A 12900-nucleotide genomic window follows, 5' to 3' on the forward strand; every position below is an offset into this window, starting at 1 on the left:
CTGTCTGCGTTGTGCCAAGGGTTCGGCGTCTGGTGTCGGACGCACCGCAGGCTTTAAAAACCCACGTAATGCCAGCGTAAAACACCACCCCCTGACCGGGATTGTTAAGGGCCCCCGCCCTTAACCCGCCGGAGGCACGTTCTAAACCTTACCCCTTCAGATCCAGCCCCAAAGACCGCGCCACCAGCGCCGCCTGTGTCCGGTTGCGCACGTCGAGTTTGCGCATGATCGCGGTCATATGGGCTTTGACCGTGGCCTCCGCGATGCCAAGGTTATGGGCGATCTGCTTGTTCAATTGGCCGTCGAGCACCGCCAACAACACTTTCAACTGCGTCGGGGTCAGGCCCGCAACCTCGCGGCGGATGGTGTCGAGTTCGCCATGGGCATCGGGCGCGGCGGGCGCGGCGGCGCCCAGCGTATCGGCGATCACGGCCTCGATGGCGGACAGGTCGCTGTCCTTGGAGAGGAAGCCGATGGCGCCGAACGCGCGGGCCTCCTGCGGCGCGGCGCTGCCCTCGGCGCTGGAGACGACAAGGATCGGCACATCGGGCTTTTCGGCATGGAGCAGCGCGATGCCCGAATAGCCCACCGCGCCCGGCATTTTCAGATCCAGCGTGATGAGTGCAAGGTCGCTGGCCTCGGCGGCGGCGCGGGCGGCGGCGGTCAGTGTTCCGGCCTCGACAATGCGCGCCTGCGGCAGGACCCGGTTGACGGCGAGGCTGAGCGCCTGACGGAAGAGCGGGTGGTCATCGGCAATAAGGACGGTCTGGGTCACGTGAGGCAGGCTTTCAGGCAATGATGCTGCCGACTCGCCACCTTGGCCGGGCTGTCGGTTCTGCCCCTTATGATAGACCCGCAGGCCCATGCGGCAAGCCCTTGCGGGCGTTTGCGCGCACCAAAAATGAACGGGCCGTCAACTTTCGTTGGCGGCCCGTCCGTGATTCCATCAGCTTGTCTTATGCGTTGGCCAGTTGCGGGCGGTTGGCCAGCAGGTGATCGACCACCGAAGGATCGGCCAGCGTACTGGTGTCGCCCAGATTGCCCACGTCATTTTCCGCGATCTTGCGCAGGATGCGGCGCATGATCTTGCCCGAACGGGTCTTGGGCAGGCCGGGGGCGAACTGGATCACGTCGGGCGTGGCGATGGGGCCGATTTCGCGGCGCACCCATGCGATCAGTTCCTTGCGCAAAGCCTCGTCGGGTTCGACGTCCGCATTGCAGGTGACATAGGCATAGATGCCCTGACCTTTGATCTCATGGGGCATACCCACCACGGCGGCCTCGGCCACATGCTCATGGGCGACCAATGCGGATTCGATTTCCGCCGTGCCCATGCGGTGGCCCGAGACGTTGATCACGTCGTCGATGCGGCCGGTGATCCAGTAATAACCGTCCTCGTCGCGGCGGCAGCCGTCGCCGGTGAAATAATAACCGGCAAAGGTGGTGAAATAGGTCTGGAAGAAACGTTCCGCATCGCCCCAGACGCCGCGCATCTGACCCGGCCACGAGTCCGCAATGACGAGGCAACCGTCGCCGGGGCCTTCCATGATCGTGCCGTCATTGTCGAGCAGCAGCGGTTGCACGCCAAAGAAGGGGCGCGAGGCCGAGCCGGGCTTCAACGCCGTGGCGCCGGGCAGGGGGGTGATCATCGTCCCGCCCGTTTCGGTCTGCCACCAGGTGTCCACGATGGGGCAGCGGCCTTCGCCCACCACCTTGTGATACCATTCCCACGCCTCGGGGTTGATCGGTTCGCCCACCGAGCCAAGGACGCGCAGCGAGGCGCGGCTGGTCTTTTTCACCCATTCGTCGCCCTCGCGCATCAGCGCGCGCAGGGCCGTGGGGGCGCCGTAGAAGATCTCGACCTGATACTTGTCCACCACCTGCCAGAAGCGGCTGGGATCGGGATAATTGGGCACGCCCTCGAACATCAGCGTGGTGCCGCCGTTGAGCAGCGGGCCATAGATCAGATAGGAATGGCCCGTCACCCAGCCCACGTCCGCCGCGCACCAGTAGATCTGGCCGGGGCGATAATCGAAGACATATTGATGCGTGGCCGAAACCCACACCGAATAGCCGCCGGTGGTGTGCAGCACGCCCTTGGGCTTGCCGGTCGAACCGGAGGTGTAGAGGATGAACAGCGGGTCTTCGGCGTTCATCTCCTCAGGGGTGTTTTCGGGCGAGGCGGCGGCGCAGGCCGTGTGCCAGTCGATGTCGCGGCCCGCCACCATGGGCACATCGCCCCCGGTGCGCTTGAGCACGATCACCTTTTCAATGCCCGGCGCATGGGCGGCGGCGGCATCTACGTTTTTCTTGAGCGGAACCTTCTTGCCCCCGCGCAGACCTTCATCCGCCGTGATGACGATGCGGCTGCCGCAATCCTCGACGCGGCCGGCCAGCGCCTCGGGGCTGAACCCGGCGAAGACGATGGAGTGGATCGCGCCGACACGGGCGCAGGCCAGCATCGCCACCGCCGCTTCGGGCACCATGGGCAGGTAGATCGTCACCCGGTCGCCGCGCGCCACGCCCTGATCCTTCAGGACATTGGCAAAGCGGCACACCATTTCGTGCAGCTCGCGATAGGTGATGCGGCGTTCGGCCTCATCGGGGCTGTCGGGTTCCCACAGGATGGCGATCTGGTCGCCGCGCGTGGCCAGATGGCGATCCAGCGCATTGGCCGACAGATTGAGCGTGCCGTCCTCGAACCAGCGGATGCCGAAATCGCCCGCGTGATAGGATGTGTTCTTGACCTTGGTGAACGGCTTGATCCAGTCGATGCGCTGCGCTTCGGTCGCCCAGAAAGCGTCGGGATCGCTCACCGACTGCTGATACATGGCGGTATAGCGCGCGTCGTCGATCAGGGCGTTTTCGGCCCATTCGGCGGGGACGGGATAGATGGCTTCGCCCACGTTTCAGCACTCCTCTCAAAATTCGTTCCGATGGACGTAACGTGAGGGAGCCCCTCGCGCAGCCCATTCTTTGGAACAATACTAGGCCAATATGGTCCAAGTCGTAGCCCTTACCAAGGTCGTACATGCAAGGTCGGCAAATAAACCTTGGTCGGGATAGATCGTAACGGCTGTTACGAGTGATCTTTCCATCACGGATCGGACTGTCCCCCGCAAGAAGGGATGGCCAAAAGGATGGAGAGGATTGATGACGCTTTTTCGGGGAAAGGCGCGCGCCATGGCCGTGTTGCTGGGCGCGTCGGCACTGGCCGCGCCGGGGGCCGTAATGGCAAAACCGGCGCCTGCGCTGAGCGCGCGTGAGGCGGCCCTGCTGGCCCGGCTGGAAAAGCTGGAGGCCGAGGTGAGCCAGTTGCGCGCCGATGCCGCCAACGCCCGCCAGCAGCAGGGCGAGGCCGTGCAGGTGGCCCAAAACGCGGCCCAAAACGCGGTCACGCAGGCCAATACCGCCACGCAGGTGGCCCAGAGCGCCGCCAAGGAGGCCAAGGCCACCGGCGAGCGCGTGGCCGCGGTGGAAAAGAAGCCGACGCCTGAGGGGATGCGGGTTGGCGCAACGAACATCCGTATCGGCGGCTTCCTGAAATTCAACGCCGATTACAGCCATTTCGACGGCGGCACCGTGGCCACCAACACGCTGGGCCGCGATTTCTATCTGCCCCAGGCGATTCCCGTGGTGACCCCCACCAGCAGGGGCACCACCGACACCGATTTCAACGCCAAGCAGACGCGCATCTGGCTCAATCTGGACACGACGGTGGCCGGTCATACCCTGCGCGGCTATCTGGAAACCGATTTCCAGACCACCGCCAGCGCGGCGGCCAGCGTGACCGGCGGCGGCAGCCAACGCACGACCAACGGCTATACGCTGGCGCTGCGCCGCGCCTTTGTCCAGCTCGACAAATGGACCTTCGGTCAGGACTGGAGCACGTTCCAGAACACCGCCGTTTTGCCCGAATCGACCGATTTCGTGGGCGCGACCGAAGGCACCGTTTTCGTGCGCCAGCCTCTGGTGCGCTATTCCACCCCGCTCTCCAAGGTGGCTACGCTGCACGTCTCGGTTGAAAACCCCGAGAGCGCGACGGCCAATGCAGGCTCGGCCGCGCTGGTGGAAAACGGCACCGACCATCTGCCCGATTTTGTCGCCCGCCTGAACTATATGACGCGGCGGGGCGAGATCAGCTTTGCCGCGCTGGGCCGTCAGGTGCGCACCGAGGCGGCGGGCACGGGGATCACCCGCGCGGGCTTTGGCGGGTCGTTTGCGGGCAAGATCTTCCTCAATGAAAAGCGCACCAGCGACCTGCGTTTCTCGGCCACCTATGGCCAGAACATCGGGCGCTATGTGGGCCTGAACTTTGCCCCCGATGCGGTCTATGTCGCGGCCACCAACAGCCTGGCCGATGTCCGGGTGTTTGCCGCATTGGCCGCCGCGCGGATCGCGATCACGCCCACCTTGCGCGTCAATGTCATCGGGTCGATGCAGAACGCCGACTATGACGGTTCGCTCAGCCCCACCGCCATTGCCGCCTATAACAAGAAGGCGTGGTCGGGCGCGGTCAACCTGTTCTATTCGCCGGTCAAGGCCATCGACCTTGGCATCGAATATCGCCACGGCCAGCGCGAACTGGTCAATGGCCAGAAAGGCAACATCGACCGGCTCGAGTTTGCCGCACGCTATAATTTCTGATCTAATCAAATCATAACGGGTCAAAAGACCCATAACGGGAGCGCCTGTCATGTCTGTATTGCATGAAACGGCAGAGGATCTAGCCAGACTGCCAAAGCATCATGTCGCCACCCATGACGAGAAACTGGTGATTACCGCCAGCTCGCTGGGCACGGTCTTCGAATGGTATGATTTCTATCTCTACGGTCTGCTGACCGCGATCATCGCGGCCCAGTTCCTGACCGGCCTTAATCAGACCACGTCCTTTATCATGGCGCTGCTGGTGTTTGCGGCAGGCTTTATCGTGCGCCCGTTTGGCGCGCTGGTGTTTGGTCATATCGGCGATCTGTTCGGGCGCCGCTATACTTTCATCATCACGTTGACGGTGATGGGCCTGTCGACCTTCCTCGTCGGCTGTCTGCCCACCTATAAGCAGGTTGGCGTGGCGGCGCCCATCATGCTGGTGGTGCTGCGCATGTTTCAGGGGCTGGCGCTGGGCGGCGAATATGGGGGCGCGGCCACCTATGTTGCCGAACATGCGCCTGCCGGAAAGCGCGGGCTCTACACGAGCTGGATCCAGATAACGGCCACCGCCGGGCTTGCCATGGCGCTGCTGATCGTCATCACCGTGCGCTCGCCTGTGACGGGCGTGGGCGAGGAAGCCTTCAAGCAATGGGGCTGGCGCATTCCCTATCTGATCTCGGGCCTGTTCCTGGTGCTGGGCCTGTGGCTGCGCCTGAAGCTGCATGAAAGCCCGGTGTTCCAGAAGATCAAGTCGGAAGGCAGCGGCTCGAAGGCTCCGTTGAAGGACGCATTCGGTAAGTGGTCGAACCTCAAGATCGTGCTGATCGCCTTCTTCGGCGCCATCGCGGGTCAGGCTGTCGTGTGGTACACGGGCCAGCTCTATGCGATGTATTTCCTTGAAAAAATGCTCAAGGTTGACGGCCTGACCGCCAACACGCTGATCATTACCGCGCTTCTGCTCGCCACGCCTTTCTTCCTGATCTTCGGCATGCTTTCGGACAAGATCGGTCGCAAGCCCATCATCCTGACCGGCTGCGCGCTGGCCGCTCTCACCATGTTCCCCGTGTTCCATGCGCTGACCGAGGCGGCCAATCCGGCTCTGGCCCATGCGCAGGCCAATGCCCCGGTCAAGGTCACGGCCTATCCGGGCGAATGTTCCTCGCAATTCGACCCTGTGGGCGCCAACAAGTTTGACACCACCAGCTGCGACATCGTGAAGAACGCTCTGGCCAAGGCGGCGATCAATTACGAAAACGTGGCCGCGCCTTCGGGTTCGGTGGCCAGCGTTTCGATCGGCGGCAAGACCATCATCGCCCCCGATCCGGCCCAGATTTCGGGCGAGGACAAGAAGAAGGCGATTGCCGACTTCACCACCGCGCTGGTCGGCAAGGCGGCAACGCCCGCAAAGCCCGCCGAGGGCGGCAAGCCTGCAGTGGAGGCCAAGCCTGCGGTCGTGGGTGAACTGACCAAGGTGGGCTATCCCACCAAGGCCGACCCGGACCAGATCGACAAGCCCAAGGTCGTGGCGATCCTGTTCTATCTCGTACTGCTGGTCACGATGGTCTATGGCCCGATTGCGGCCATGCTGGTCGAACTCTTCCCCAGCCGGATCCGCTACTCGTCCATGTCGCTGCCCTATCATATTGGCAATGGCTGGCTGGGCGGTCTGCTGCCTGCCATCGGCTTTGCCATGGTCGCGGCCAATGGAGATATCTACTATGGCTTCTGGTATCCGGTGATCGTGGCGGCGGCCACCTTCTTCTTTGGCCTGTTCTTCCTGCCCGAGACTTTCCGCCGCAACATTGATGAATAATACTTAGGTCTTACTCCCTTGAAAGTCGCGTCCTGATCTGGCCTATTTGGCCCAAATCAAGGCGCGACTTTGCTTTTGCGCCCAAAGGCGCGTTCATCCTGCCTCTCAAGGAGACTTGCCATGACCACCGATGCCGCCATCAGCCACCAACTCACCACCCGCGATGGCGTGGTGCTGGACGTGCGCCCCGCCACCGAGGCCGATGAAGCCGCGCTTTCGGCCTTTTTCGACGCGGTGTCCGAACAGGACCGCCGCTTCCGCTTTTTCGCGGCGGGCGAGCATGTCAGCCATGACCAGCTTGATCCCTTGATCCACGCCGACCATTTCCGCAGCGAAAGCTATATCGCTTTTGAACATACGACCGGCGAACTGGTCGGTTCGGGCCTGCTGGCCTGCGACAACCAGCTCGACACGGGCGAAGTGGCGGTGTCGGTTCATGCCGATTATCGCGGGCGAGGCGTGGGCTGGGCTCTGCTCGACCTGCTGGCGCGCGAAGCCGAGCGCCGGGGCGTGCGCCGCGTGATCTCGATCGAGAGCCGCGACAACCATGCCGCCATCGAGGTCGAGCGCGACAAGGGCTTTACCCCCGAGGCTTTCGAAGGCGATCCGACTTTGGTCGTTCTATCGAAAACCTTCCGATAAGGCGATAGTCATGGCCAGAATTCATAAACATGAGGATGGCCATGAGCGAGCTTTATACTTCAGCCTGGCAAGAAAGCATCGAGAACCGCGAAGCTTTCTGGAGCCGCGCTGCCGGGGCTGTTGAATGGAGCAAGGAGCCGTCGCGCGCATGGGACGATGCGCGCGGCTGGTTTCCCGACGGATCGCTGAACACGGCCGTCAATGCGATTGACCGCCATGTTGCCGCCGGGCGCGGTGATGCCGCCGCCATCATCTATGACAGCCCGGTCACCGATACCGTCGAAACCTATTCCTATGCCCGTCTGGCCGATGAAGTGGGCCGCGTGGCTGCGATGCTGGCCCGTCTTGGCGTGAGGCGCGGGGATCGCGTGATCCTCTATATGCCGATGATCCCCCAGACGATGTTCGCGATGCTGGCCTGCGCGCGATTGGGCGCGGTGCATTCGGTGGTGTTCGGCGGCTTTGCCGCGCATGAACTGGCCAAGCGCATCGATGACGCCACCCCGCGCCTGATCCTGACCGCCAGCGCAGGGATCGAAGGCAGCCGCAGGATCGCCTATAAGCCGATGGTGGACGAGGCGCTGCGCACATCAAACCATCAGCCCGACCATGTGGTGCTGTTTCAGCGCGATGTGCTGGCGGCCGAGCTTGTCGCCCCGCGTGACATTGACTGGGCCGCGATGATCGAGGAAACACGCGCCGATCCCGTGCCCCCGCCCGCCGAAATGGCGGCCGATGATCCGCTCTACATTCTCTATACCAGCGGCACCACCGGCACCCCCAAGGGCGTCGTGCGCGAGAATGGCGGCCATGCGGTTGCTCTCACATGGAGCATGGCCAACATTTACGGCGTGGGTCCGGGCGATGTGTTCTGGGCGGCCAGCGATGTGGGCTGGGTCGTGGGCCATTCCTATATCGTCTATGCGCCCTTGCTTGTGGGGGCCACCACGGTCCTGTTCGAGGGCAAGCCGGTGGGCACGCCCGACGCAGGCACGTTCTGGCGCACCATCCAGCGTCACGGGGTCAAGATCTTCTTCACCGCCCCCACCGCGATCCGCGCCATCCGCAAGGAGGACCCCTCGGCCTCCTTCCTGCGCGAGATCGGCACCGGGCCTTTGCAGGCGGTGTTTCTGGCGGGCGAGCGGGCCGATCCCGACACGATCCACTGGCTGGAGGAACATTCCGCCCTGCCGGTGATCGACCACTGGTGGCAGACCGAGTTGGGCTGGCCGGGGGTGGCCACCTGCCATGCGCTGGGCGACACGCGCCGCCGTGCGGGCAGCGCGGGCTTTCCGGTGCCGGGCTATGAATTTGCGATTCTGGGCGACGATGGCAAGGAACTGGGCCGTGACCAGTCGGGCTTTGTCGCCGTGCGCGAGCCCTTGCCGCCGGGCGCCTTCCGCACGCTGTGGAACAACAAGGCGGGCTGGGAAAAGAACTTTGCCGCTTTCCCCGGATGGTATGAAACGGGCGATGCGGGCTATATCGACGCTGATGGCTTCGTCCATATCATGGGCCGCACCGATGACATCATCAATGTCGCGGGCCATCGCCTGTCCACCGGGCAGATGGAGCAGATCGTGGCGGCGCAGGACGGCGTGGCCGAATGCGCGGTGATCGGGGCGGATGATGCCATCAAGGGCATGGTGCCGATCGCCTTTGTCGTGCCGCGCGCCGGGTTTGATGCCGACGCCAGCCTGCCCGCGCGGGTGATCGCCGGGGTGAGGGGTGAATTGGGCGCGGTGGCCGCGCTCAAGACCGCCTATGTGGTGGGGGCACTGCCCAAGACGCGTTCGGGCAAGATCCTGCGCAATCTGCTGCGCAGGATCGCCAATGGCGAGGCATGGACCTGTCCGCCCACCATCGATGATCCGGCCATCCCGGCCGCCATCGAAAGCGTGATCCGGCAGGACAGCGCGAAAGTTGCCTAAAAATTGGCGCTGTAACTGAGCATGAGACGGTCGCGCGCGCAGCCCGCCAGCGCGGCGACCTCTCCGGGGGCGGTGTCGCTGCTGCGCGCAAGGCGGTATTCCAGCCGCAGATGGCCCGGCCCCACCGGCGCATCGGCGCCTGCCGACAGGCGCCATCCCTCCATCATCCGGTCGCGGTTGCGCAGGGCAGGGCCGATGACCGCGCGATCATACAATTGCGTGCGCAGCGCCCCCGCGCCCGCAAACAGCCGTGTGCCCAGCGGCAAGGCCGCCAGCGCCAGCGGATAGGCCAGATGCGCGCCCACAAAGATCTCGCGCGTCAGGGAAAGGCTGAAATGGTCCTGCGGATTGTCGGCCCAATCATTGGCGTCGATCACCTTGACCCCGGCATGCTGAAAATCCAGCCCCAACAGCGCGCGCCCCTGCAGCGTAGGGGGCAGCACAGGGCGCTCCAGCGTGATGACCGCCACGTCCATCCGCCGGTTAAGCGGCGTTTGGGTGCCATTATGGGCCAGCGCGGTCATGGCCGTCTCGCTGACGATGTCGGTGGAGAGATGCGCGCCGCGCAGCGCCCGGTGCAAAATGCCCGCATGAACGCAGATCGGCGCCAGCCCGGCAGCGAGCAGCGCACCCAACCCAAAAGTTGCAGCACAAGCAAGGCGGCGCATGGCTATCCTCCCCCGTGGACCATTTGATCCGCAATACCCGGGAATCAGCGCTTGGTTCCCGCGCAACGCTGTTTTAGCACGTCGGTATTGAAGATAGAATTTGTCGGTTTTGGTTACATATACTGGTTAATACCGATTCCCGCTTTGGTGCCCCTCTACTCTTCATGGCGCCAGGGCCGCGAAGCAGGGCGGTATAATCGCGAAATCGGGCGCGCGCAGGGGCCGTTGCGCGATTAACCCATCGTCATTTTTCTGCGCCAAAGATGAAGGGCCCCCGGCGAGAATCGCCATGAAAGAGCCGGGCGGGGGGCGGCGAAAAGCCGGTATTTCCGCCGATTCGCATATGTCCAGCAGAGGGGTGTGTGTCATTTGGGCATCACTCCGCCTTGTCATGGATGTGTCATAATCCCGTCAAAAAAGTGCAACCCCCTCAACCTATTGGCGGCCTCAGTCTGCACCTAATACCAAATGGCCGGATGGGAACACTCTTCCTTTCCTCTCGTCCGGCTGTGCCTTTGATGGGGGTTATATGTTCTCTGCTTCTCGTTTCCTCGCTGCGGCGAGCTGTCTTGCGTTGTCTGCGCCTGCCCTGGCCGCAGAGGACGCCGCCCCGCCCACGGGTGACACCTCGGGCCTGACCGACATCGTGGTGACCGCGACCAAGCGCGAAACCAACCTGCAAAAGACGCCGATCTCGATCAGCGTTGTGAACGCCGAGGAAATCAAGAAGCGTCACGTCCAGAGCCTGTTCGATCTGGGCGACGGCGCTGTGCCTTCGCTGCGCGTTGCCCCGTTTGAAGCGCGCGTTTCGGCGCTGACCATCGGTATCCGCGGCATCGTTCCGCTCGACGCCAACCAGCCGGCCCGTGAACAGGGCGTGGGCATCTACATCGACGGCGTGTATCTGGGCCGCCAGCATGGCGTGAACGCCGCGCTCTTCGATCTGGAGCGTATCGAAGTGCTCAAGGGTCCGCAGGGCACGCTGTTCGGCCGCAACACCGAAGGCGGCGCGCTCTCGATCGTGGCCAAGGCCCCCTCGGGCAAGTTCGGCGGCCGCATCCAGGGCGGCATCGGCAACTATGGCTCGCACAATGCCGAGCTGCACCTCGACCTGCCCGAATACAAGAACTTCTCGGTCAAGCTGGACGGCGTTCTCCAGTATCAGGACCCCATCACCAAGAACCCGATGCCGGGTCAGCTGGGCTGGGGCTATTACGACCGCAAGGGTCTGCGCGCCGCCGTGCGCTGGAAGCCCGCCGCCAACATCACCAACGACTTCTCGTTCGACGTCAGCCAGGACAAGAACACCCCGTTCTACAGCCAGCTGCTGAACTATAACCCGAACGGCTGCGTTGCCGGTCTTCAGTCGGCAGTTCCCAACTGCTATCTGCCCGGCACCGCCTACACCAACCTGACCGGCACGGTGAAGGCTCTGCCCAGCATCGTGCAGGTCACGCCGAACAACCGCATGGCGGTGGCCGACATCGGCGTGCCGCAGCAGGCCTCGGTCGACACCACGCGCGGCTATACCAACTCGCTCAAGTGGAAGGTCACGCCGGATCTGGAAATCCGCTCGATCACCGCATGGCGTCAGGTGACGGCAACCCAGTGGGACAACTCGGGCGGCGCCCACCGCGTTCCGGCCTACACCGCCAACGGCGGCTTCAGCCGCTACAGCCTCGCCAACCTGTGGCAGGCCCAGTTCAGCCAGGAATTCCAGGCTGTGGGCAATGTCGGCAAGCTCGACTATGTCGGCGGCCTGTTCTATTTCAACGAGCATGTGAGCGACAATGCCGCCACGCCCAACTCGAACACCTGGAACGCCGACGGCACGGGCTATACCGTCAACTCGAACGTGTTCACCAACCCCTTCGCCTCGATCGACCGCGCTTCGGAAGTATGGTCGAAGTCCTACGCCGTCTATGGTCAGGGCACCTATCACCTGACCGACGCGCTGCACCTGACGGTGGGCGGGCGTTATACCAACGACAAGAAGCGCGGCGTGTTGCACATGTTCCGCAACGTCAATTATGACGTGAACACCACGGTTGCCGCCAACAATGGATACGCTCCGCTCAACAAGAGCTGGAACCGCTTCAACCCGATGGCGACGCTGGCCTGGGACGTGACCTCGGACGCGCATGCCTATGCCAAGTTCTCGACCGGCTATCGCGCCGGCGGCGCCTCGTCGCGTACCGCCAACTATCTGCCGTTTAACCCGGAAGACGTGACCGCCTATGAATTGGGCATCAAGTCGGATCTGTTCAACCGCAAGGTCCGCGTCAATCTGGCCGGTTACATCATGGACCGCAAGAGCAGCCAGGTGGACGTCAGCTCGATCCAGACCGATAATTCGCAGGTCGTAAACGGGGTTGTGGTGCCGACCAATATCAACATCCTCAAGACGCTGAACGCGCCCGGCATCACCAAGATCCGCGGTATCGAGGCCGATATCACCGCCCGCGTGGCGCCCGGCCTGACGCTGAACGCTTCCTATGCCTACACCTACACCGACATTCCGAAGATCTATATCCCGGAAACGGCCGTGTATCAGAAGTTCTACATCGTCTATACGCCGCGCAACGCGGCTTCGGCCTCGGCTGACTATGAAGTGCCGCTGGGCGGCGCGGGCGCTCTGGCCAAGCTGCATATCGACGCGAACTACTCGCAGTCGACGCAGGCCTTTGACCAATTCGCCACCCACAATGACGCCTCGCTGGTCTTCAACGGCCGCCTTGCCCTGGCCGACATTCCGGTCAGCGACTCGGGCCAGAAGCTGACGGTCACGCTGTGGTCGCGCAACATGTTCAACACGCAGTATGTGTTCCGCCGCGACCCCTCGAACAGCCTGCCCGGTTCGCCCACCTCCAGCACCACCACCGGCAGCATCAGCAACATCCTGGGTGACTACGGCAACTTCAACGCGCCGCGCACCTTCGGCATCGATGCCGCGATCAACTTCTGATCTGACGGCTTCGGTTTAGAAAATTGGCCCGTCCCGCACTGCGGGGCGGGCTTTTTTCATGGCGCGGCAATGGGACGAATCGCTCTCGCGCACGGCGAAGCCTTTCGGCGCGACCGATGCGTTTTGTCGTGATGCAAGGGAGAGAAAATGGTGCGGCTGAGGGGATCGAAAAATAGTCGAAAAATGGCTAATTTACGCCATTTTTGTGGGGTATGATTTTAGAAAAGCCCC

The 12900-nt window shown here is 63.2% G+C and carries 8 protein-coding genes; 5 read left to right on the plus strand and 3 right to left on the minus strand.

Annotation, left to right across the window (positions count from 1 at the left end):
• Positions 1-148: 148 nt before the first annotated feature.
• A complete protein-coding gene (locus PQ457_RS03795; RefSeq protein ID WP_273618452.1) occupies positions 149-775 on the minus strand; it encodes a LuxR C-terminal-related transcriptional regulator in 627 nt (208 codons plus the stop codon).
• Between the two features lie 181 nt (positions 776-956).
• The gene (acs, locus tag PQ457_RS03800; RefSeq protein ID WP_273618453.1) at positions 957-2906 is read right to left on the minus strand and encodes an acetate--CoA ligase; all 1950 of its coding nucleotides are present in this window, start codon (positions 2904-2906) and stop codon (positions 957-959) included.
• A 247-nt stretch (positions 2907-3153) separates the two neighbouring features.
• Here acs and PQ457_RS03805 point away from each other — a divergent pair, with 247 nt between their 5' ends.
• The 4 genes from PQ457_RS03805 (at position 3154) to PQ457_RS03820 (ending at position 9036) form a co-directional block, all read left to right on the plus strand.
• A complete protein-coding gene (locus tag PQ457_RS03805; protein WP_273618454.1) occupies positions 3154-4647 on the plus strand; it encodes a DcaP family trimeric outer membrane transporter in 1494 nt (497 codons plus the stop codon).
• A 49-nt stretch (positions 4648-4696) separates the two neighbouring features.
• The gene (locus tag PQ457_RS03810; RefSeq protein ID WP_273618455.1) at positions 4697-6463 is read left to right on the plus strand and encodes an MFS transporter; all 1767 of its coding nucleotides are present in this window, start codon (positions 4697-4699) and stop codon (positions 6461-6463) included.
• A gap of 120 nt (positions 6464-6583) precedes the next feature.
• Positions 6584-7105 (plus strand): GNAT family N-acetyltransferase, encoded by a 522-nt coding sequence (locus PQ457_RS03815; protein WP_168602309.1) that lies wholly within the window; start codon positions 6584-6586, stop codon positions 7103-7105.
• Between the two features lie 41 nt (positions 7106-7146).
• Positions 7147-9036, plus strand: a complete 1890-nt coding sequence (locus PQ457_RS03820) for an AMP-binding protein (RefSeq protein WP_273619240.1) — start codon at positions 7147-7149, stop codon at positions 9034-9036.
• Here the strand turns inward: PQ457_RS03820 and PQ457_RS03825 are convergent.
• Positions 9033-9704: a hypothetical protein gene (locus PQ457_RS03825; protein WP_273618456.1), complete on the minus strand. Its 672-nt coding sequence runs from the start codon at positions 9702-9704 to the stop codon at positions 9033-9035. The two genes, PQ457_RS03820 and PQ457_RS03825, sit on opposite strands and share 4 nt — an antisense overlap.
• A gap of 529 nt (positions 9705-10233) precedes the next feature.
• Between PQ457_RS03825 and PQ457_RS03830 the strand changes: the two genes are divergently transcribed.
• On the plus strand, positions 10234-12669 hold the full coding sequence (locus PQ457_RS03830; RefSeq protein WP_273618457.1) for a TonB-dependent receptor: 2436 nt from the start codon (positions 10234-10236) through the stop codon (positions 12667-12669).
• The last annotated feature ends 231 nt before the right edge of the window (positions 12670-12900 follow it).

The sequence above is a fragment of the Novosphingobium humi genome, from assembly GCF_028607105.1.
Taxonomy (GTDB): Bacteria; Pseudomonadota; Alphaproteobacteria; order Sphingomonadales; family Sphingomonadaceae; genus Novosphingobium; species Novosphingobium humi.